The following is a 20,944-nucleotide window of genomic DNA, read 5'->3' as shown; positions in this document are numbered from 1 at the left end:
CATCATGGCCGAGTTCCTCCAGTTCCTCATCTCCGGTCTGACGGTGGGAGCCGTCTACGCGCTGGTCGCACTCGGCTTCACGCTGATCTACAACGCCTCGGGCGTGGTGAACTTCGCCCAGGGCGAGTTCGTCATGCTAGGCGGCATGGTGACGGTGTTCGCGTCGGCCGTCGGAGTGCCCCTGCCGCTGGCGGCCCTGGTCGCCATCGCGGCCGCCGTGGCAATCGGGCTCCTGCTCCACCGCTTCGCCATCGAGCCTGCGCGCGGCGCGTCGGCCGTGACGCTCATCATCATCACCATCGGAGCATCGATCCTGCTGCGCGGCGTCGCGGCGATCGTCTTCGACAAGCAGTTTCACAAGCTCCCCGCCTTCACGGGCGACACGCCGGTCGACGTGCTAGGGGCCGCCGTGCAGCCGCAGAGCTTCTGGGTGCTCGGCGGAACGGCCGTCGTCGTCCTGGCGCTCTACGTCTTTCTCGAACATACGCTCGTCGGCAAGGCCGTGCTGGCCACGGCGGCCAACCGTCTGGCCGCGCGGCTCGTCGGGATCAACACGACCACCATCATGGCGCTCGCCTTCGGCGGCTCCGCGGCCATCGGGGCGATCGCCGGCATCCTGGTCACGCCGATCACCCTGACGAGCTATGATGTGGGAACGCTGCTGGCCCTGAAGGGCTTTGCCGCCGCCATGCTGGGCGGCATGGGCAATCCGGTCGGTGCCGTGGTCGGCGGGCTCCTGCTCGGCCTGCTGGAGGCCTTTGGCGCGGGCTATCTCAGCTCGACCTACAAGGATGCCTTCGCGTTCCTGGTCATCCTCATCGTCCTGTTCGCGGCGCCCCAGGGCCTGTTCGGACGCCGGGTCGTGGAGAGGGTGTGAGCATGCGTGCACTCGTGAACCAGCGATTCGTCACCCTGCTCATCCTGGCCGTCGTGATCGCCATTCTCCCGTTCGTCTTTCCGTCGAGCTACTATTTCCGCGTCGCCTCGCTCGTCTGGGTCTCGGCGCTCGCGGCCATCGGGCTCAACATCCTCATGGGACAGGCGGGTCAGGTCAGCCTCGGTCACGCGGCGTTCTTCGGGATCGGCGCCTATGCGGTCGCCATCGGACCGACGCATCTCGGCATTCCCCCCTGGGCGGCGCTTCTCATCGGGGCGGTCCTCTCCGGCGTTCTGGCTTATCTTGTGGGGCGTCCCATCCTGCGCCTCAAAGGGCATTATCTGGCCATCGCCACCCTGGGGCTCGGGGTTCTCGTGGCGCTCGTCATCACGACCGAAAGCCGCTGGACCGGCGGCCCGGACGGCATGCCCGTCGAGCGGCTCACCCTGTTCGGCTGGCGGGTCAGCGGATCCTACACCTGGTACTGGGTGACCGGGGGGCTCCTGCTGGTCGGGACCTGGATCGCCCTCAACCTCGACGAGACGCCGACCGGGCGAGCCTTCCGCGCCCTGCACGACAGCGAGATCGCCGCGCAGGTGGTCGGCGTGGACGTGGCGCGCTTCAAGCTGCAGGCCTTCGTGATCGCCGCAATCTATGCATCCCTCGCCGGATCCGCGCTGGCCTTCATGAACGGGTTCATCAACCCGGATCAGGCGGGCTTCCTGCATTCGGTGGAGCTTGTGACGATCGTGGTGCTCGGCGGGCTCGGATCCGTGGTGGGGAGCATCGTGGGCGCCGCCGTGCTCGTCACGCTCCCGCAGGCTCTCACCGTCTTCCAGGAATACGAGCATCTTCTGCTCGGTCTCATCATCATCGTGGCGATGATCTTCATGCGCAACGGGATCGTCCCGAGCCTCTCGAACCTGCTTCTCCGGAGGGCGCGCTCATGAGCATCCTGAAGGCGACGGATGTGGGCATCTCCTTCGGCGGCGTGAAGGCCGTCGACGGCGTGAGCTTCTCGGTCAGCCCCGGCCAGATCGTGTCCATCATCGGGCCGAACGGGGCAGGGAAGACGACCTTGTTCAATATCGTGTCCGGTGTCTACGTGGCGAGCCGCGGGTCGATCCATCTCGCCGACGAGGACGTGACCGGGCTTGCGCCGCACAAGCTGGCGGCGCGCGGCTTGTCCCGCACCTTCCAGAACCTGCAGATCTTCCAGCGCATGACCGCCTGCGAGAACGTGATGGTAGGCCGTCACCTGCGGGAAAGGTGCAGCCTTCTGCCGGCTCTGTTCAGAACCCCTTCCGTCACGCGTCAGAACCGTGAGACGCGGGCCGCGGCACTCGCGCTCCTGGCCGATGTCGGTTTGAAGGATGTGGCGGACACCTCGGCAGGCTCGCTGCCCTACGGCGCCTGCAAGCGCCTCGAGATCGCCCGTGCGCTCGCCGCCGAACCGCGCGTGCTACTTCTCGACGAGCCGGCCGCCGGCTGCAACGCGGTGGAGACCGAGGAGATCGACCATCTCATCAAACAGGTTGCCGATCGGGGCGTGGCCGTCGTTCTCGTCGAGCACGACATGAAGCTCGTGATGAAGATCTCCGACAGGATCCTCGTGCTGGAGCGCGGCCGTCCGCTCGCCGAGGGAACGCCGCGGGAGGTACGCGATGATCCACGGGTCCTTGAGGCTTATCTGGGGCAGCACGGCGCACGGGAGGCCGCCCGTGCTTGAGGTGCGGGATCTGCGCAGCGCCTATGGGCGCATCGAGGTGCTCAAGGGCATCAGCCTCGAGGTCCGTTCGGGTGAGATCGTTGCGCTCGTCGGCTCGAACGGCGCGGGCAAGACCACGCTGCTGCGCACGCTGTCCGGCGTTCAGCCGATGACCGGCGGCGAAATCCGCTTCAAGGACCAACGGATCGACCGGCTGCCGCCGCACCGAAGAGTCGGGCTCGGCATCACGCAATCGCCGGAAGGCCGACAGGTGTTCGGCCCCCTGACCGTGGAGGACAACCTGCGCCTCGGTGCCTATCGTCGTCGAGACCGGGAGATCGACCAGGACCGCGATCGCATCTTCGCCATGTTCCCGGTTCTGGCCGAAAAGCGGCACCTTCTGGCCGGAGGCTTGTCGGGCGGTCAGCAGCAGATGCTGGCGATCGGCCGCGCGCTCATGGGCCGGCCGAGTCTTCTGCTTCTGGATGAGCCGTCTCTCGGCCTGTCGCCGCTTCTGGTCGACCAGATCCTCGATGCCATCGTGTCTCTCAAGAACGACGGCATCACGGTTCTTCTCGTCGAGCAGAATGCCAGTGCGGCTTTGGCCATCGCCGACAGGGGCTATGTGCTGGAGACCGGCAAGGTCGCCTACAGCGGGGCGGGCGCGGCCCTGCTGGCCGATCCACAGGTCAAGGCCGCCTATCTCGGCATCGCGTGATCAGACCGCTTCGCCCTGCGTCCGATTCAGGCTCTGCCGGGCGAGGGCGAGAGCCTCCTGCAGCACGGCGTGGTCGCCGATGTGATTGGCCAGGATCAGAACGAGGGCGCTGTTGAGAGCTGCGCTGTCCTCATCCGACAATCCCCGATGAGATTCGATCAGCGCACGATAGGCGCGGTCCGGATCGGGGAAGCGGCTGTCGGTCATGAGCGAGGTCATGCGCGATCCCCCTCCGATCCTCTGAGGCGGCGGGAGGCGCGCTCGATCTGTGATCTCGCCGGATGACGCCAGCGTGCCGCGAGATGCTGGTCCGGTCGCACGAGATAGGTGCTTCCGGGCGTCGAGTCGAAACGTCGGGCGAAATAGCCCTGCGCATCGATGAGGTCGTCCCCGATGACGAGCACGCGCTCGCCTGCGGGCTGCGGGGCACCGTCGGGCACATGGATGACGGTCTCTTCGCTGCCCAGTGCTTCGAGCAGCCAGACAGGCTGGCCGCTGCGGGTCCGCATCGGGGCATCGGGCAGGGGAGCGCCGAGGCGGGCGGATCCGGACCAGGTCTCACGATCCGGCGTCGACAGAGGCGTCTCATAGGTCGAGGGCAGCGACAGCCGGCCGGAATTCACCATTCGCTTGGCAAAGGGGGTGTGGCGCGCGAGAGCAAGGGTCGCATCGCGAAAGCGCCGTTCCTGCGCCGAGCGCGGGGCGATGAAGTCGGTCGAGCGGGTCGAATGACCGATGTTCTCGTCGGCGGCCGCCGAACGTTCGATATCGTAGGTGTCGATCAGGCGCTCCGGGGCCTCGCCCCTGACGACGAGCGCCAGCTTCCAGGCGAGGTTCTCCGCATCCTGAATGCCGGAATTCGCGCCGCGCGCGCCGAAGGGGGATACTTGGTGGGCGGCGTCGCCGGCAAAAACCACGCGTCCATGAACGAAGCGCTCCAGTCGGCGGCATTGGAACGTGTAGACCGACACCCATTCGAGCGTGAAGTTCTCATGCCCCAGCATCTGCCGAAGGCGCGGCATGACGCGCTCGGGCGTCTGTTCCGCTTTCGCGTCCGCATCGGGGCCGAGCTGCAGGTCGATGCGCCAGACATCGTCCGGCTGCTTGTGAAGGAGGGCCGAGCGGCCGTCATGGAAGGGCGGGTCGAACCAGAACCAGCGCTCGGGCGGAAAGTCGCCCTTCATCCTCACGTCGGCGATGAGAAAGCGATCCTCGAAGACCTCGCCCCGGAAATCCAGGCCGAGCATCCCGCGCAGGGCCGAGCGGGCGCCGTCCGCCGCCACCACCCAATCGGCCTCGAGATCATAGGCACCTTCCGGCGTCTCGATGGTGAGCGTCACGCCGTCGTTGCGGCGTTGGAGGCCAATGACCTTGTTGCGCCAGCGGATGTCGAGATCGGGCAGGTCTGCGGCACGCTCGACGAGCGCATGCTCGAGATAATACTGCTGAAGATTGATGAAGGCCGGCATCTTGTGCCCATCCTCGGGCAGCAGGTCGAAGGCATAGAGCTGGTCGTTGCGCTGGAACACCTTGCCGAGCTTCCAGGTCACGCCTCTCTCGAGACATGGCTCGGCGACGCCGAGCCGGTCGAGGATCTCGAGCGTGCGCTTGGCGTAGCAGATCCCGCGGGATCCCTCGCCGATCCGGTCTGCATCGTCGAGAAGCACCACGGGCACGCCGCGTTGCGCCAGGTCGATGGCCGTGCAAAGGCCCACGGGACCCGCGCCGACCACGATGACCGCATGCCGGGCAGGGGACGGGCGATCCTGATCCGCGCTACGGCGATAGCCGAACTGGAAGAGTGTCTTGCGGCTGTTCATCGCGGCTTCCTCCCGTTCGTCAGAGACTAGCCTTGCAGGGCCGCCCACATCTCCCGGTCGCGCTCCGCCGTCCAGATGACGGGATGATCGATGCCGGAAGCTTCGTCGAAGGCCCGCGAGACATTGAAGGGCAGGCAATGCTCGTAGATGGCGAAGCTTCCGAACTTCGGGTCCATCACGTCGCGCGTCGCCGCGAAGGTCTCCTTGAGAGAGCGTCCACGCGCCACCGACAATTCGGCGGCGCCATAGAGCGTGCCCACGAAGTCGCGCGTCATCGCCGCCGCCTCGCGCACCGCCTGCCCGCCCTGCAGCGCATCGCCCCGACCCGGGGCGATCGCCTTTGGTTGGAAGTCGAGGATCGAATCCAATGTCTGCGGCCACTCGCGCAGGTAAGCGTCGCCGCAATAGCAGGCGGAGTGGTACTCCACGAGATCGCCGGTGAACATCACCTCCGCGTCCGGCACCCAGGCCACGATATCGCCCGCCGTGTGGCCGGCACCGAGATGGAACAGCTTGACCTCGCGCTTGCCGAGAAAAACCGACATGCCGCTCTCGAAGGTGAGCGTCGGCCAGGTCAGACCGGGCGGGATGCTGCTCTCGCCGCGGAACAGGCGCGGGAAGCGGCCGATTTCGGACGCCTTGTCCTGCTCGCCGCGCTCGACGATCAGATCGTAGGTGGTGGTCGAAGCGATGATGCCCTGCGCCTCGTAAGCCGAGGCTCCGAGCACGCGCACGGCATGGTAGTGCGAGAGCACCACGTACTTGATCGGCTTGTCGGTGACGGTGCGTACGCGGGCGATCACGTCCTCGGCCATGGCCGGCGTGGCCTGCGCGTCGATGACGATGCAGCCGTCGTCGCCGACGATGATGCCTGAATTGGGATCGCCCTCGGCCGTGTAGGCATAGAGATCCGGGCCGATCTCCGTGAACGATACCGTCTTGGCGGCGGTGTCGCTTGTCGAGGCGAAAGCCTTATCGGCCATGGCGATTCTCCCTGTCCTGGAACGCAGCTCATGCCGTCGTCTTCAACGTCGAAGGTAACGGCCGGCGCCTTTGACCGACAGGGTAATGGCGATCCCGCGACCGTCAAGGTCGCGACCGTGGTTTGGCTCAGCGGATGTTGAAGCGCAGCGGCACGGTGAAGGTCGATTGCGGGATGAAGTCCGGAATGGGCGGCAGGGACGAACCGGGGCTCGCCGCAGCAAGCGCAGCCTGATCCAGCGCCGGATGGCCTGCACCCCGCACCAAGGACGCGCTGACGATTCGACCGGACCGATCCATGGTGAAGCGCACGGTTGCAACGCCCGTCACGCCCTGGCTGCGCGCGACGTCCGGATAGCGCAGGCGATTGCGCAGCGAGGCCACGAGGCTGGCCAGGTAGCGATTGCGTGCGGTCGGATCCGCGGAGGCCGCCTGGCCGCCCGTATCCTCGCGCGAGGCTGAAGCCTGGCCCTGGCGGGCATCGGAGGGAAGCGGCTTCGGTTCCGCGACGGTTCGGCGCGGAGGAGGCTTGCGCTCCACCAGCTTCGCCAGGGGCTTCTTCTCCGGCTTGGGCGGCGCAGGCGTCTCGAGCGGCTTGGCGACCACCGTGTCGGGGGGCGGCAGGATGACGGCCTCGGTCCGCGCGGTCTCCTGTTCGACCGGAACCGCTTCCACCGGAACCGCTTCGGTCGCGTCCTGAGGCTGGGCTTCGGCGATTTCCTCGGGCGGCGGCTCCTCGACGCTTTCCGTCTCGACCGGCAGGGCTTCGGTTTCGGCGGGAGGCACCTCCTGGGAATGTTCGAGCGATGGCGCGACCAACACGAGTTCTTCCATGGCGGGCGCGAGATCGATCGTGATCTCCTGCTCCCCGGGCGGCTTCTCCGCATCGGATGGCCACAGAGTCACGGCGGTCAGCGCCGCCCCGTGCAGCAGGAGCGCCGCGAGAAAGGCGATCCCGAGCCGGTTCGGCTCCTGCATCGGTCTGAGAATGTGTGCGGACATCGGGCTTGCTGCGGATCCTAGGGAGACGGTGATCCGCTCGGGGCCTGCGCGATCAAGGATACTTTGCTGAAGCCCGCGGCGTTGATCTGGCCCATGATCTCGATGATGCGCCCATAAGGAACGGCCTTGTCGCCACGGACGAGGACGACCTGGCTCGGATCCACGCCGGCGAGCTGCCGCAGGCGCGGCATCATGGTCTCGGGAGCGAGCGGCTCCTTGTCGAGGAACGGCTGGCCCTGCGCGTCGATGGTGACCACGACCGGCTGCTTCGGCTGCGACACCTTCGGGGCTGCCGTCTTCGGCAGCTGCACGGGCACGCCGACGGTCATCAGCGGTGCCGCCACCATGAAGATGATGAGCAGAACGAGCATCACATCCACCAGCGGCGTGACGTTGATCTCCGACAGGGGAGCGGACCCGAACTCGTCGTCCGTATCCTGCGCCCGGATTGGCCCCATGCCCATTATTCGGCAGCCTCCGCCCGAACGTGGGACTTGCGGTCGCGGGCGAGCCGGTCGCCGAGCGCCGTGATGCCGGCCGCGAAGGATTGCTGCAGGCGTCCGAGATCGGTCGTCAGTTTGTTGTAGGCCATGACGGCCGGAATGGCGGCCACGAGACCGATGGCGGTTGCAAACAACGCCTCGGCGATGCCCGGCGCCACGACGGAGAGGCTCGTGTCCTGGCTGGCGGCGATGGCCGAGAAGGAGTTCATGATGCCCCAGACCGTTCCGAACAGGCCGATGAACGGTGCCGCGGAGCCGATCGTGGCGAGGAACGGCAATCCAACCTGAAGCTGGCGCATGTCGACGGACAGGGCAGCCCGCATGGCCCGTTCGATGCGCTCCCGCCGCTCGGCGCGGCTCTCGGAGACGTCCTGATCGCGCCACGCCTCGTGACCGGCCGCGACGATCCGGCCCGTCGCCCCGGGCATCTGCGGATGAAGCCTATCACCCGAGCGCGCCGCAGCTTCGAAAGCGCGGGCCTGACGACGGATGCTTCCGAAGCGAAGGAGCTTCTCGATGACGATGGTCCAGCAGCCGAGGGAGGCCAGGACGAGCAGGATCATGACGCTTTTGACGATCGGATCGGCTTGCAGAAACAGGCCGAGGAAGGACATGTCATGCGTTGCGGCAGGCATGATCTCATTCATGAGGGCAATCTCACTTCACGAAGGATACGGCGTCGATCTTGGAGGCCGTCTCGATTCCGGACAGGCATTCCTCGCGCGCGCTGGTCGCGCCTTCGCAGGTCAGGACGTCGTTGAGCAGAACACGTCCGAAGCGCGAACAGGTCAGTCCCGGAAAGTCGAAGAGCTTGATGAGGGTTTTGCGGCGAGGCACCGGACCCACTTCCACCGCCAGCCTCTTGGCTGCCACGCCATCCGTATCCAGCGCGAAGAGATCGAGCTTCAGAGATTTCCAGCCCTCGCCCTTTTGATTGTCGATGAGAAAGTAGGTCCGGCAGTTCTCCCCCGATGCTTCGATCTTGTTCAACTCGATCCGCAAGGGGCTTGAAGCCGACGCATTGTCCTGGGCGAGCGCCATCCCGCTGAAAGGCAGGAGCAGAGCCAAGCAGGCGAAGACGCTTCCTGCTGCAAACCCAGGCTCATTCCATGTGCTCATGCCCATGAACTCATTCTCCTCATGCTGGCGAGCGACCGCCGGACGTGATGCGCAGTTCTGGATCCTTCAGCGAAAGAGCTGAACGAACGCACTTGCCTTCGGCAGATCGAACGAGTGCCCGAGACCGGGAGAATTCCCGCAGGGGCGTCCGATGAGATATCTGAAAGAATTGAGATTGATCAAGGGCTTAGCCAAAAATCAGAGGTGTTCTAAAACACCCGCTACAGCCTTGAGATCGGGGTGGTATTCGCTTCCTTAAAAGTGCTTCAAAGTAATTTTCTTCCGATTTGCCGCGCCATTCGGCGGCTGGCGGGACCTTGGCCCGGCTTCATCTTAGGCGGCCGCCCGCCGCACGAAGCTCGGCCGTTTTCGTTTGGATTTCACGAAAAGACCATTTTGCATGAAGAAGAGGAAGAAGAGAGAGCATGCCCTTGATTCAGGAGAACCTGCTTGAGCTTCAACGGTCACGACAAGCCCTTTCCCACCTGGTATCCCTATGCATTCGTGGGTGCGCTGGCAGCGATTGGCGCGGCGTTCTACGTGCTCGGCTAAGCCCACCCGATTATCGATTGGCCGTCCCTTGCTGCCGATGGCGGTGCTCGACGTCCTAAAAACGGCCGATGCGCGTAGTTCGACTGCATGCCGGGATGGGGCGGCACGGGCTCCAGCACTGCATCCCAAAGCGAAGCGAGGCGGTACATCCGCGCCCCGTTCGCATTTGGGAGAGTGTCGATCCGGCGAGGGATCAGCGGGAAGATCATCGCCCGGTGATGGTTAACAACGGGTTAACGGGCCTCCCGAGGAACGATGTGTCGCACTCGCCGCCCGTCCGGGATCATCGGACGGTCGGCGCCGCGCTGCGCTTACATCGTTGCGCCGACCTGCCACGGGACGAACTCGAGATCGCCGTAGCCGAGATCCTCCGACTTCGTGTGCTCCCCGGAGGCGACCCGGAGCAGGATCTCGAAGATTTCCTGGCCCTTCGTTTCCAGGGACACGCCGTCGAGAACATCGCCGCAATTGATGTCCATGTCGTCGAGCATGCGACGGTAGATGTCGGAATTGGTGGCGAGCTTCAGGGACGGCACGGGCTTGCAGCCGAATGCCGAGCCGCGGCCGGTCGTGAAGGCGATCAGGTTCGCGCCGCCGGCCACTTGGCCGGTCGCCGCAACAGGATCATAGCCGGGCGTATCCATGTAGACGAAGCCGTGGTCCTTCACGGGTTCGGCGTATTCGTAGACAGCCCGAAGGGTCGAGCGTCCGCCCTTCGCGGCGGCGCCCAGGGATTTCTCAAGGATCGTCGTCAATCCGCCGGCCTTGTTGCCGGGTGAGGGATTGTTGTTCATCTCGCCGCCGTTGCGGGCCGTGTAATCCTCCCACCATCTGATCCGCGACACGAGCTTCTCGCCGATGTCCGGGGTGGCGGCCCGCCGGGTCAGAAGATGCTCAGCACCGTAGATTTCAGGGGTTTCCGACAGGATCGACGTTCCGCCATGACGGACCAGCAGATCGGACGCGACACCCAGCGCCGGGTTGGCGGTGAGGGCTGAATAGCCGTCGGAACCGCCGCATTGAAGGGCCAGCACCAGTTCCGATGCGGGGCGCGTCTCCCGCTGAGCCCGAGCGACGATCGGGAGCATGTCCTTCACGGCCTCGACGATGGCCTGCACGGTGCGCCTCGTGCCGCCCGTCTCCTGAATGGTGAGGGTGCGGAAGGTTTCGCTTTCTGTAAGGCCGTATTCCTGCTTCATCCTGCCGATCTGAAACACCTCGCAGCCGAGACCGACCATGATGACGCCGGCGAAGTTGGGGTGGCTGGCATAACCCCATTGCGTACGACGCAGGATGTCGAACCCTTCGCCGTAGGCGGCGTGGCCGCAACCCGTCCCGTGAACGATCGCAACGACGCCGTCGATGCCGGGATAGTCGCGAAGAAGACCTGAGCGCTCGACTTCGGCGGCTGCGAAGCGTGCGACGGACGCGGAGCAATTCACCGATGTCAGAATGCCGATATAGTTCCGCGTGCCCGTTCGACCGGACGCGCGGCGGTACCCCTGGAAGGTGGCGCGCAGTCCGGGCGCAAGCAGATCGTCTTCCCGGGCATCTGCGCTGAAGGCGTAGTCCCGCTCGAAGTCGTGCAGACCGACATTGTGCTCGTGCACCCATTCGCCGGGCGCGATGTGGGTCTTGGCGAAGCCGATGATCTGGCCGAACTTGCGGATCGGCTCGCCTTCCCGGATCGGCTGCGCGGCCATCTTGTGTCCGCGCAGGATACGTTCGCGGGCCGTCAGTCCAGCCGCGCTCGCGCCCTGGTTCACGAGGTCGATGGCGATGACCACATTGTCATCGGGCGAGAGGCGGATGGTGCGGGGAGTGCTCATGAGTATCTCAATAATCGGTTAGGAATGTCTATCGAACGATCCACTATCGTCCCAAACCCATTTTCTGCGGGAGCCAAAGCGTCAGTTCCGGAATATAGGTGATCGCGATCAGCGCGAGCATCAAGGGGACGAGCCAGGGAAGGATCGCCACCGTGGTGCGCTCGACCGACAACCTGGAGACCCGCGCCAGAACGAAGAGCACCATGCCGAGAGGCGGATGGAGCAGGCCGATCATCAGATTGAGCGTCATGATAAGGCCGAAATGGATCGGGTCGATGCCAAGCTTGAGCACGATCGGCAGTAGGATCGGAACAAGGATCGTGATCGCCGCGATGGTGTCGATAAAGCAGCCGACGAACAGGATGAGGATGTTGGCAAGCAGCAGGAACACCCACTTGTTCTGCGTGAAGCCCAGGATCGCATCCGAGAGGATCTGCGCCGCCTGGCTGACCGTCAGAAGCCATGCGAAGATCGACGCCGCCGTGACGATGAAGAGAACCGATGCTGTCGTTTCGATGGTGTCGAAGGTCGCTTTGGCCAGGCTCCTGAACGTCATGGAGCGATAGCGGACGAGGCCCAAGAACAGCGACCAGATGACGGCAGCGACAGCCGCCTCCGTCGGGGTGAAAAGGCCGAGCGTCATGCCGCCGATCAGGATGACCGGCGCCATAAGGGCCATCACGGCCGAGAAGTCGAAATACCAGTCGAGGGCGAGCAGGACAGCGAGGGCGATCCCAATGGAGACGTTGGCGGAAAGTCCGGCCTGGATCATCAGCCAGACGGCGACCGGAAAGGCCAGAACGATGACGACCTCGATGGTGGCATTGCCCAGTTGAGCCCATGAGAAGGGAGTATCTGCGCCCCATCCGTTCCGATAGGCGAAGTAGGCTACGGTCCCCATCATCAGCAGGGTCATCACGATGCCCGGAATGAGGCCTCCCAGGAAGAGGGCACCGATAGAGACATTGGCCATCATCCCGTAGATCACGAACGGCAAGGAAGGTGGGATGATCGGCCCGAGGGTCGCAGATGCCGCCGTGACGCCGACGGCGAACTCCGTCGAATAGCCATGATCCTTCATGGCCTTGATCTCGATCGTGCCAAGGCCGGCCGCATCGGCGATGGCCGTCCCGGACATGCCCGAGAAGATCACCGATCCGATGATGTTCACTTGTCCGAGGCCGCCCTTCATCCACCCGACGAGGGCAACCGCAAACGAGTAGATGCGGCCCGTGACGCCGGCGATGTTCATGAGGTTGCCGGCCAGAATGAAGAACGGAACGGCCAGAAGCGGAAAGCTCTCGACGCCGGCAATCATGCGTTGCGCAACAATGACGTCCGGCACCGTGCCGCTGGCGATGATATAGAGCAGGGACGCGACGGCCATGGAGATGGCCACGGGCAGGCCGAGGACCATCAGAACGAGGAAAGAACCGATCAGGATGAGCATTATGTTTCCGCCACCAAGGGTGCATCGAATGCTTCGGGCCGCTCGAGCACGGAATAGCCACGGCGCCAGTTGGCGACAGCGACCTGAACGGAGCGGAAGAACATCAGGACGAACCCGATGAAGACAAAGGCGTAGCTGAGGTTTTTCGGGAGAGCGATGGTCGTCATCTGCTCGTCGCCGATGATGCTCATGAAGCGCCAGACCAGGAGGGCGCCATAAGCGAAGAAGGCGACGCGGATGACGTCGATCAGGGTTGCCAGCACGCGGGCGAGACCGGGTGATAGATAGCGATAGAGGAAGTCGACCTGGATGTGGCGGCTCATGCGCACGCACATGGCCGACCCGATGAAGACGAGAGCGACCAGGAGATTGGTCGCGATCTCCTCCGTCCAGGCGAAGGAATCGTTCAGCACGTAGCGTGTGAAGAATTGAACGAAAACCGCGAGCGACATCGCCCAGAACAGGGCTAAAGACAGCCAGTCCTCGAAGGCATAGCCCGATAGATCGACCGGTGCGTGCTCGCTCTCGTCGAAAGTCTGCGCCAGCTCCTCGGCGCTGACCTGGGTGTGAACCTCAGTCGTCATGTCTCAGTGAGCCTCGTTCCTGGAGGTCTGAAGTGATCCCTGCCGGGGCGGGCGGTGGGATCCTTGAACGGCGGAAAGGCGGGCCGCCGGAGACGGCCCGCCCGAAACCTCAAAGACCTTCCGACTTCAAGGCCTGGATCTTGTCGTAGTCGGCCTTGCGATAGCCCAAGGATTCCAGGGTGACGTTCTTCATCACGGCTTCCTTGAACTCGTCCTTGTTGACCTCGGTGATCGTCAAACCCTTCTGCTTGAAAGTCTCGATCAGTTCCTTCTCCTTCGCCTGGATTTCTCCCGAGGCGCGGACGGCCGCTTCCTGGGCGACTGTAGCGAAGATCTTCTTGTCCTCGTCCGAGAGCTTTGCCCAGAGCTGCTTGGAGACGATCGTCGCAAGATGATCGACGATATGGCCGGTCAGCACGATGTTCTTCTGGACCTCGTAGAACTTCTTCGCCTCGATCGTCGTCAGCGGGTTCTCCTGCGCGTCGACCGTGCCGTTCTGAAGGGCCAGGTAGACCTCCGCGAAGGCGATGGGCGAAGTATTGGCGCCGCAGGAGCGCGGCATGGCCAAGTAGGCGGGGGCATCGGGCACGCGGATCTTGAGACCCTTCATTTCGGCACAGGTCTTGAAGGGCTTGTTCGTGGAACTGTGGCGCACGCCATAATAGGTGAGGGCCAGCATCTGGTGCCCTGTCTTTTCAGCGTAGCCGGCGCTGAGCTCCTTGAAGACGTCGCTCTTCGCGAAGGCGAGCAGGTGGGCGGAGTCGCGGAAGATGTAGGGATAATACCCGATGCCGATCGGCGGATAGCTGCGCGCGGCGAAGCTTGGACCGGAGATGATCATGTCGACCGTGCCGAGCGACAGGCCCTGATTGATGTCGCTCTCCTTGCCGAGCTGCGATGCTGGATAGACGTCGATCTGATAGCGGTTGTTGGTGCGCTTCGCGATCTCCTGTGCCGCCCACACCGACTGGGTGTGGAAGGGCTCCGAGGTTTCGTAGACGTGAGCCCATTTCAGCTTCGTCTGGGCATTCGCCGGCAAGGTGGGAAGAATGGCGGCTGCGGCTGCGACGAGGCCGAACGCAAGGCGGCGGGTCAGAAATGGCATAGGCGTTTCTCCGAATGCCGGCTCTGTGGCCGGTTGAAACATGATCACGAGCGGTGCCGCTCGTAGGAGCTATCCGACGAGACGGTGGCGTCCGCTCAACGGTTCGGCTAACATGTTAGGCAAATGGACGCCGTGGACAAGAGAAAAAGTTATGTTTTCCTTGCTCCCCTCGAGCGAGGGAGCCGAGGCCATACGACGGATCTGGTGGAGCGCTCCTTGCGCTCGGCCATCGTGGCGCTCGACTTCGCCCCTGGCGAGTTCATCGACAAAGGTGCCGTCTGCAACGCGCTCAGGGTGTCCCGGTTCCCGGTTTCGGAGGCGCTGACACGCCTGGCCGCGGAGGGGCTCGTCGAGATCCTGCCTCAGCGCGGGTCGAGAGCGGCGCGCATCCGTCTGGCGGAAATCAGGGAATCCATGCTGATCCGTCAGGCTCTGGAAGGCATGGTGGCGGAGAATGCCGCACGGCATCTGTCCTGTCATGACATCGAGGCCCTGCGCGGCAACCTGGAGGCGCAGCAGGAGGCCGTCTTGAGGGGAGATCGTCCGGGCTTCCACGTGCTGGATCTCGAATTCCATACGATTCTCGTCGAAGGGCTCAAGCTGCCGCGGGTGGCCGCCGTGATCGACGCCTCCCGGGCGAACATCGATCGTGTGCGCCGTCTTCTCTCCTCGCCCCGCCGGCATATCGTGACCCTTGCCGAGCATTGGGAAATTTTCCGGGCTCTCGAGGCCCACGATGCGCCGGCCGCGCGCCGGGCCATGGAGGCGCACCTGGAGGCCGTCGTTGAGGAGTTGGGCCGATTCTCCGTCGAGCACGCGGAGGTGTTCGTGGAGGCTTGAAACCGTCTCGCAGTCCAAGGTGCCGATCCGGTGCCTGCGACCTGCCGCGGACACGCAGCCGGTCCTGCTCCGGGCGCCACTTCACCGGCAACGCTCTGCGGTATATAAGGGTCGGATTGCTTGCTCGATGCCCGACGAAGGGGCCAGGACGATCGTTCCGCAACCCGAGGCCCGATGGCCTTCCGTCCGCTGGTGGATGCCTGCGACCAGCGCCGCACCGCGTGCCGACTACAGGTTTGCGGCGACGCCGTCCGTTTTCGCCTCAAGGAGTGGAAGCCATGAGCACAGCGGCTTATCCGCAAGCAGGACCGGATCGCTCGGCTGGTCCACCGCAGGTCGAGGCGTTCTTCGATCAACGGACCTGCAGCATCCAGTATATCGTGGCCGATCCTGCAACGGGACGCTGCGCTCTCGTCGATCCCGTTCTCGACTATGATGAGAAGTCGGGATCGATCGCGACCGCGTCGGCCGATGCACTGCTGGCTCACGTGAGCGAGAAGGGCCTCACCGTCGATTGGATCCTCGATACGCATCCCCATGCAGATCACATGTCGGCCGCGGGCTATCTCAAGGACAGGACAGGGGCAAGGACGGCCATCGGAGAGCGGATCGTCAACGTGCAGCGGCTCTGGAAGGAGATCTACAACCTGAAGGAGTTTGCGGCCGACGGCTCGCAATGGGATCGCCTGCTCGCCGACGACGAGGTCTTTCAGATCGGAGACATGGATGCGCGAGTGATGTTCTCTCCAGGTCACACCCTCGCATCCATCACCTATGTCGTCGGGGATGCCGCCTTCATCCACGATACGCTCTTCATGCCGGATTTCGGCACGGCTCGGTGCGACTTCCCCGGCGGGGATGCAAGAGCCTTATGGCACACCATCCGGCGCATCCTGTCGCTGCCGGACGAGACCCGCCTGTTCTCGGGCCACGATTACAGCCCGGGAGGCCGGGACCCTGCCTGGGAAAGCACCGTCGCCAGCCAAAAGGCTTCCAACATCCACCTCGTCCGGGCTCGCACGGAGGACGCGTTCATCGCCATGCGCCAGGCACGGGATGCCAAGCTGCCGATGCCGAAGCTGATCCTGCATGCCCTGCAGGTGAACATGGCAGGAGGACGGCTGCCGGCCCCCGAGAGCAATGGAATGCGCTATCTCAAGATTCCGCTCGATGGGCTTGCCGATGCCGTCTGGGAGTGACTTCGCCACGTAGGCGGCGGAATGGCCACGGCCCGGAGTAGATCCGTTCCGGTCTGACGGCCTCCACTCGAGATCTGCGCTCTTCGCACGCCCGTCCCGGTGCTATAATGGGTTTCGCCCTGTAACGTTCTGACAAGAGCGCAAGCCTCCAGAACCGACCGGTGTCATCCGAGGGGGCCGAGGGAGCGCCGTCATGCTGCCGCAGAACGATCCTGCGCCTGTCCAGGCCCTGCGCCCGCCCGTCGAGGCGCCAGCTTTTCCCAGCACCTCCAGCGAGTTCGTCACCGTTATGGCGCATTACCACCGCGCCGAGATCGCCCGCATGGCCGGGTGGCGCGATCGGATCGACCGAACGACCAACTGGGCCATTACCGTGGTGGCCGCCATGCTGTCGGTCTCGCTCTCCACGCCAACGGCCCACCATGGGGTGCTGATCTTCGCCATGGTGCTTGTCCTGCTGCTCCTGGTGATCGAGGCACGCCGCTATCGCTTCTTCGACGTCTATCGCAATCGCGTGCGCCGGATGGAGCGCAACTACTTCGCCCAGATCTTCTCGCCCGAGGAGGGAACCACGGCCGACTGGGTCCAGAAGCTGGGCGACGACCTCAGGCGCCCCCTGTTCCTGACGAGCACCAGCCAAGCCCTCTCACGCCGCCTCCGCCGGAATTACTGCTGGATGTTCCTGATCCTGCTGTTCGCCTGGATCGTCAAAACCACCTTCATCAGAATGCAGGAAAATGCCGTCGACGCCCACCTCGTCACGTCGATGGAGGAATGGGTCCGGAATGCGGCGATCGGGCCGGTTCCCGGATGGGCGGTGATCGCCGCTCTGGCGATCTTCTATGGCTGGATTCTCTACGCCACGTTGCGCAAGCAGACAGGGGAAGGAGAGCTGGCCTTCGGCAACGTTCATGTCTGAGGCCCAGTTCATGTCTGAGACCCAAGGCTCGACGAGGAGTGGAGAAGATTGGATGTGCCGAAAGCGGAGTTCGGGAGTATAATGTTCCCGGGGCATCGGCTCGCAGGCTGACCGAGGTGGTTGCCATGAAGGCCATTCTGGTTCCGGTTGAGCAGCACAGCTTCATTCGCTCGGTCCTTGACGCCGCCCTCCTGGTGGCCGGCCGCTTCGGGAGCCATGTGGAAGGCCTGGCGCTCGGTCCCGACATTCCTGACGTCATCGCGTTCGATGTCCCGGTCGGATGGACGATCCTGAGCGAAAAGGAGCAGCGTGAGCTGGTGGAGCGCGCGCGCCACCTTTTCGAGGAGTTCATGCTCTCCTGCGCGGTGCCACGAAAGACGGAGGTGCCGGAGGAGGTCTCCTGTGGATGGATCGGCCCGCAGCTGTTTGGAGACAGCTACATCGGGAATTTCGGCAGGGTGTTCGATCTGATCGTCCTTGGTCGCCCGGGGGCAAGGGACGAGCCGCCGCGACTGGCTACCCTCGAGGCTGCCCTGTTCGAGGGAGGGCGGCCGGTGCTGATGGTTCCGCCCTCGACTCCGGCATCAATCGGCGAGACCATCGTGATTGCCTGGAACGGCAGTACGGAGACGGCTCGAACCGTGGCGCTCGCAATGCCTCTTCTGGCGAAGGCCGATCGCGTCGTCGTTCTGACCCTAGACGGATGGGGCGTGGATGGGCCGAGCGGCGCGGAACTGGCGCTTCGCCTCCAGCGGAACGGCGTCCGGGCCGAGACGGCGGCACGCAGGCTGAACACGCGCGCTCCCGGCGAAGCCATCCTGGAGGACGCGGCCTCGTTCCATGCGGACCTGCTCGTCAAGGGAGCCTATACCCAGAGCCGCCTCAGGCAGATGATTTTCGGCGGAGCCACCAGCCATATCATTGCCCACGCGGGTTTGCCGGTCCTGATGGCCCATTAGCGGGGCCATGGTCGCCTGCAGCGATCGACGGCGGTCGTCGTCGCGGGAGTTGTCCAGAATGGCTCCCTTGCGTTTGGGGTTGTGCTCGTCTGCGAAAGATGGAGGCATTCATGTATGTCGTCATCCGGAAATTCAGGAACATGCGCTCCGTGCCCGAAGCAGCTCGACGCGCCGAGAGCGGGATCGGCCAGATCCTGCGGCAGTCTCCTGGCTTTCAGCAGTATCATGTCTTCGATTGCGGCAACGGCATCGGCGGCTCGGTGACGCTGTTCGACAGCCGCGAGGCCGCGCTTGCGGCCAATGAGAAGGCTCTGACGTGGATCCATGCGAGTCTGGCCGATCTGATTCAAGGCGAGCCTGAAATCACGGCGGGCGAAGTTCTGGCGACCGTGAAGCCGTAACGGCCCGGCAGATTGGTCGGCGCTTCCGGAGCCTGTCGATAACCGGTCTCACCCTCTTTTGAAACGGCTCAGCCTATGGCCGAATGGTGTTTCGTTCCTAGTTCTCTCGGGAGGAGAACGAAAGACCATGACCGATTACGGACCGCTGACCCTTCACGTGCCCGAACCAGCCGTTCGACCCGGGGGGACACCCGACTTCTCGAATGTGAGGATCCCGAAAGCCGGCGCCGTCCCCCGGCCCGAGATCGACGTGGATCCGGAATCCATCCGCGATCTCGCCTTCTCCATCATCAGGGTCCTCAATCGCGCCGGAGAGGCGGTCGGCCCCTGGGCCGGGCTCCTGAGCGACGAGGAACTCATCGAGGGCATGCGCAACATGATGACGCTGCGCACCTTCGATGCCCGCATGCTGATCGCCCAGAGGCAGGGAAAGACATCCTTCTACATGCAGCATCTGGGCGAGGAGGCCATCAGCTCTGCCTTCCGCAAGGCGCTCCTGCCGGGGGACATGAACTTTCCGACCTATCGGCAGGCAGGCCTCCTGATCGCGGGCGGCTACTCGATGGTCGACATGATGTGTCAGGTCTATTCGAATTCCCGCGATCCCCTGAAGGGACGCCAGTTGCCCGTCATGTACTCCTCCAAGGAGCACGGGTTCTTCACGATCTCGGGCAATCTGGCCACGCAGTACGTTCAGGCGGTCGGCTGGGCGATGGCCTCGGCCATCCAGAACGATACCAAGATCGCCGCGGCCTGGATCGGCGACGGATCGACGGCGGAGTCGGACTTCCATGCGGCGCTCGTCTTCGCGTCCACCTACAAGGCCCCAGTCATCCTCAACATCGTCAACAATCAATGGGCGATCTCCACCTTCCAGGGCATCGCCCGGGGTGGGGCGGGGACGTTCGCCGCCCGTGGCCTGGGTTTCGGCATTCCGTCTCTTCGGGTCGACGGCAACGATTATCTCGCCGTCTATGCGGTGGCGAAATGGGCCGCCGAGCGGGCGCGGCGCAATCTCGGCCCGACGCTCGTCGAATACGTCACCTATCGGGTCGGCGCCCACTCGACGTCCGACGATCCCTCGGCCTATCGTCCCAAGACGGAGTCCGATGCCTGGCCCCTCGGCGATCCGGTCATCCGGCTGAAAAACCATCTGATCCTGCGCGGGGCCTGGTCGGAGGAGCGCCACAAGCAGGCGGAGGCCGAGATCCTCGACACGGTGATCACCGCGCAGAAGGAAGCAGAGAGCTACGGCACGCTCCACGCCGGTGCCAAGCCCTCGGCGCGCGAGATGTTCGATGGCGTCTATGCCGAGATGCCGCCGCATCTGCGCCGTCAGCGCCAGCAGGCAGGAGTCTGAGCCATGGCGCGCATGACGATGATCGAAGCCATCCGCGACGCGATGGACGTGATGATGGCGCGCGATGAGCGCGTGGTCGTCTTCGGCGAGGATGTCGGCTATTTCGGCGGCGTCTTCCGCTGCACCGCCGGACTCCAGCAGAAATACGGGAAGACGCGCTGCTTCGACGCGCCGATCAGCGAGGCCGGCATCGTCGGAACGGCGATCGGCATGGCGACCTACGGCCTGCATCCGTGCATCGAAATCCAATTCGCCGATTACATGTATCCGGCCTATGACCAGATCGTGTCCGAGGCGGCCCGGCTGCGCTATCGCTCGAATGGCGAATTCACCTGTCCGCTGGTGATCCGCATGCCGACCGGCGGCGGTATTTTCGGCGGACAGACCCACAGCCAGAGCCCCGAAGCCCTGTTCACCCACGTGGCGGGGTTGAAGACAGTGGTGCCGTCCAATCCCTATGACGCCAAGGGCCTTCTCATCGCGGCCATCGAGGATCCGGACCCGGTGATCTTCCTGGAGCCGAAACGTCTCTACAACGGCCCTTTCGACGGTCACCACGACCGTCCTGTGACGCCATGGTCGAAGCACGACCTGAGCGAAGTCCCGAGCGGCCATTTCAGCCTGCCGCTCGGCAAGGCTTCCATCGTGCGCGAAGGCGCCACCGTCACCGTGCTGGCCTATGGAACAATGGTCTATGTGGCGCAGGCCGCTGCCGCCGAGGCCGGGATCGATGCGGAAATCATCGATTTGCGGACGCTGATCCCGCTCGACATGGAAACGATCGCGGCATCCGTCCGGAAGACGGGCCGCTGCGTGGTGGTCCACGAGGCGACGCTGACGTCCGGCTTCGGAGCAGAGCTGGCAGCTCTCGTTCAGGAGGCCTGCTTCTTCCATCTGGAGGCTCCCGTCGCGCGGGTCACCGGGTGGGACACGCCTTACCCGCATGCTCAGGAATGGGATTACTTCCCGGGGCCGGCCCGTGTCGGACGCGCCCTCGTCGAGACGATGGAGGCCTGAC

22 protein-coding genes are annotated in these 20,944 nt (G+C 64.3%); 11 read left to right on the top strand and 11 right to left on the bottom strand.

What is annotated here, in order from left to right:
- Nucleotides 1–4: 4 nt before the first annotated feature.
- Genes KBI52_RS31475 through KBI52_RS31460 form a run of 4 tightly spaced genes read left to right on the top strand, consistent with a single transcriptional unit; the run spans nucleotide 5 to nucleotide 3,303 of the window.
- On the top strand, nucleotides 5–877 hold the full coding sequence (locus KBI52_RS31475) for a branched-chain amino acid ABC transporter permease (RefSeq protein ID WP_210812773.1): 873 nt from the start codon (nucleotides 5–7) through the stop codon (nucleotides 875–877).
- Between the two features lie 2 nt (nucleotides 878–879).
- A complete protein-coding gene (locus KBI52_RS31470) occupies nucleotides 880–1,827 on the top strand; it encodes a branched-chain amino acid ABC transporter permease (RefSeq protein WP_173950114.1) in 948 nt (315 codons plus the stop codon).
- On the top strand, nucleotides 1,824–2,606 hold the full coding sequence (locus KBI52_RS31465) for an ABC transporter ATP-binding protein (RefSeq protein WP_173950115.1): 783 nt from the start codon (nucleotides 1,824–1,826) through the stop codon (nucleotides 2,604–2,606). The genes KBI52_RS31470 and KBI52_RS31465 overlap by 4 nt, the downstream gene beginning before the upstream one ends.
- A complete protein-coding gene (locus tag KBI52_RS31460) occupies nucleotides 2,599–3,303 on the top strand; it encodes an ABC transporter ATP-binding protein (RefSeq protein WP_173950116.1) in 705 nt (234 codons plus the stop codon). Before KBI52_RS31465 ends, KBI52_RS31460 begins: the two co-directional genes overlap by 8 nt.
- Here the strand turns inward: KBI52_RS31460 and KBI52_RS31455 are convergent, their stop codons facing one another.
- The 11 genes from KBI52_RS31455 to KBI52_RS31405 form a co-directional block, all read right to left on the bottom strand.
- On the bottom strand, nucleotides 3,304–3,522 hold the full coding sequence (locus tag KBI52_RS31455) for a DUF2783 domain-containing protein (RefSeq protein WP_173950117.1): 219 nt from the start codon (nucleotides 3,520–3,522) through the stop codon (nucleotides 3,304–3,306).
- Nucleotides 3,519–5,123 carry an FAD-dependent oxidoreductase gene (locus tag KBI52_RS31450; protein WP_173950118.1) on the bottom strand — a complete coding sequence of 535 codons (1,605 nt, stop codon included), beginning with the start codon at nucleotides 5,121–5,123 and terminating at the stop codon, nucleotides 3,519–3,521. The genes KBI52_RS31455 and KBI52_RS31450 overlap by 4 nt, the downstream gene beginning before the upstream one ends.
- A gap of 26 nt (nucleotides 5,124–5,149) precedes the next feature.
- Nucleotides 5,150–6,106 (bottom strand): MBL fold metallo-hydrolase, encoded by a 957-nt coding sequence (locus tag KBI52_RS31445; RefSeq protein ID WP_173950119.1) that lies wholly within the window; start codon nucleotides 6,104–6,106, stop codon nucleotides 5,150–5,152.
- Nucleotides 6,107–6,233: 127 nt separating this feature from the next.
- On the bottom strand, nucleotides 6,234–7,106 hold the full coding sequence (locus KBI52_RS31440; RefSeq protein WP_210812772.1) for a TonB family protein: 873 nt from the start codon (nucleotides 7,104–7,106) through the stop codon (nucleotides 6,234–6,236).
- Nucleotides 7,107–7,123: 17 nt separating this feature from the next.
- Entirely contained in the window at nucleotides 7,124–7,570 is a 447-nt protein-coding gene (locus KBI52_RS31435) for a biopolymer transporter ExbD (protein ID WP_173950121.1), read from the bottom strand.
- On the bottom strand, nucleotides 7,570–8,256 hold the full coding sequence (locus KBI52_RS31430) for a MotA/TolQ/ExbB proton channel family protein (protein ID WP_210812771.1): 687 nt from the start codon (nucleotides 8,254–8,256) through the stop codon (nucleotides 7,570–7,572). Before KBI52_RS31430 ends, KBI52_RS31435 begins: the two co-directional genes overlap by 1 nt.
- 10 nt (nucleotides 8,257–8,266) lie before the next feature.
- Nucleotides 8,267–8,728: a Tat pathway signal protein gene (locus KBI52_RS31425; protein ID WP_247654763.1), complete on the bottom strand. Its 462-nt coding sequence runs from the start codon at nucleotides 8,726–8,728 to the stop codon at nucleotides 8,267–8,269.
- Nucleotides 8,729–9,591: 863 nt separating this feature from the next.
- Entirely contained in the window at nucleotides 9,592–11,109 is a 1,518-nt protein-coding gene (locus tag KBI52_RS31420) for a UxaA family hydrolase (RefSeq protein WP_173950124.1), read from the bottom strand.
- 43 nt (nucleotides 11,110–11,152) lie between these two features.
- A complete protein-coding gene (locus KBI52_RS31415) occupies nucleotides 11,153–12,559 on the bottom strand; it encodes a TRAP transporter large permease (protein WP_210812770.1) in 1,407 nt (468 codons plus the stop codon).
- Nucleotides 12,559–13,143, bottom strand: coding sequence for a TRAP transporter small permease (locus KBI52_RS31410; RefSeq protein WP_173950126.1), 585 nt, complete (start codon nucleotides 13,141–13,143; stop codon nucleotides 12,559–12,561). Before KBI52_RS31410 ends, KBI52_RS31415 begins: the two co-directional genes overlap by 1 nt.
- 109 nt (nucleotides 13,144–13,252) lie before the next feature.
- Nucleotides 13,253–14,248, bottom strand: coding sequence for a sialic acid TRAP transporter substrate-binding protein SiaP (locus tag KBI52_RS31405; RefSeq protein ID WP_173950127.1), 996 nt, complete (start codon nucleotides 14,246–14,248; stop codon nucleotides 13,253–13,255).
- A gap of 204 nt (nucleotides 14,249–14,452) precedes the next feature.
- Between KBI52_RS31405 and KBI52_RS31400 the strand changes: the two genes are divergently transcribed.
- From KBI52_RS31400 to KBI52_RS31370, 7 genes are all read left to right on the top strand, one after another.
- Nucleotides 14,453–15,088 carry a GntR family transcriptional regulator gene (locus KBI52_RS31400; protein ID WP_210812769.1) on the top strand — a complete coding sequence of 212 codons (636 nt, stop codon included), beginning with the start codon at nucleotides 14,453–14,455 and terminating at the stop codon, nucleotides 15,086–15,088.
- Between the two features lie 278 nt (nucleotides 15,089–15,366).
- Entirely contained in the window at nucleotides 15,367–16,287 is a 921-nt protein-coding gene (locus tag KBI52_RS31395) for an MBL fold metallo-hydrolase (protein WP_210812768.1), read from the top strand.
- 193 nt (nucleotides 16,288–16,480) lie between these two features.
- Nucleotides 16,481–17,206, top strand: coding sequence for a DUF2270 domain-containing protein (locus KBI52_RS31390; RefSeq protein ID WP_173950130.1), 726 nt, complete (start codon nucleotides 16,481–16,483; stop codon nucleotides 17,204–17,206).
- 125 nt (nucleotides 17,207–17,331) lie between these two features.
- Nucleotides 17,332–18,165, top strand: a complete 834-nt coding sequence (locus tag KBI52_RS31385; protein ID WP_247654761.1) for a universal stress protein — start codon at nucleotides 17,332–17,334, stop codon at nucleotides 18,163–18,165.
- 110 nt (nucleotides 18,166–18,275) lie between these two features.
- Complete coding sequence (locus KBI52_RS31380) at nucleotides 18,276–18,566, top strand: hypothetical protein (RefSeq protein ID WP_173950131.1); 291 nt, start codon at nucleotides 18,276–18,278, stop codon at nucleotides 18,564–18,566.
- Nucleotides 18,567–18,693: 127 nt separating this feature from the next.
- A complete protein-coding gene (locus tag KBI52_RS31375; RefSeq protein ID WP_173950132.1) occupies nucleotides 18,694–19,926 on the top strand; it encodes a 3-methyl-2-oxobutanoate dehydrogenase (2-methylpropanoyl-transferring) subunit alpha in 1,233 nt (410 codons plus the stop codon).
- Between the two features lie 3 nt (nucleotides 19,927–19,929).
- A complete protein-coding gene (locus KBI52_RS31370) occupies nucleotides 19,930–20,943 on the top strand; it encodes an alpha-ketoacid dehydrogenase subunit beta (protein ID WP_173950133.1) in 1,014 nt (337 codons plus the stop codon).
- Nucleotide 20,944: the final 1 nt, after the last annotated feature.

The organism is Microvirga sp. HBU67558 (genome assembly GCF_018069605.1).
In the GTDB taxonomy this organism is placed as follows: Bacteria; Pseudomonadota; Alphaproteobacteria; order Rhizobiales; family Beijerinckiaceae; genus Microvirga; species Microvirga terrae.
This window is presented reverse-complemented; position numbering and strand designations above follow the sequence as displayed.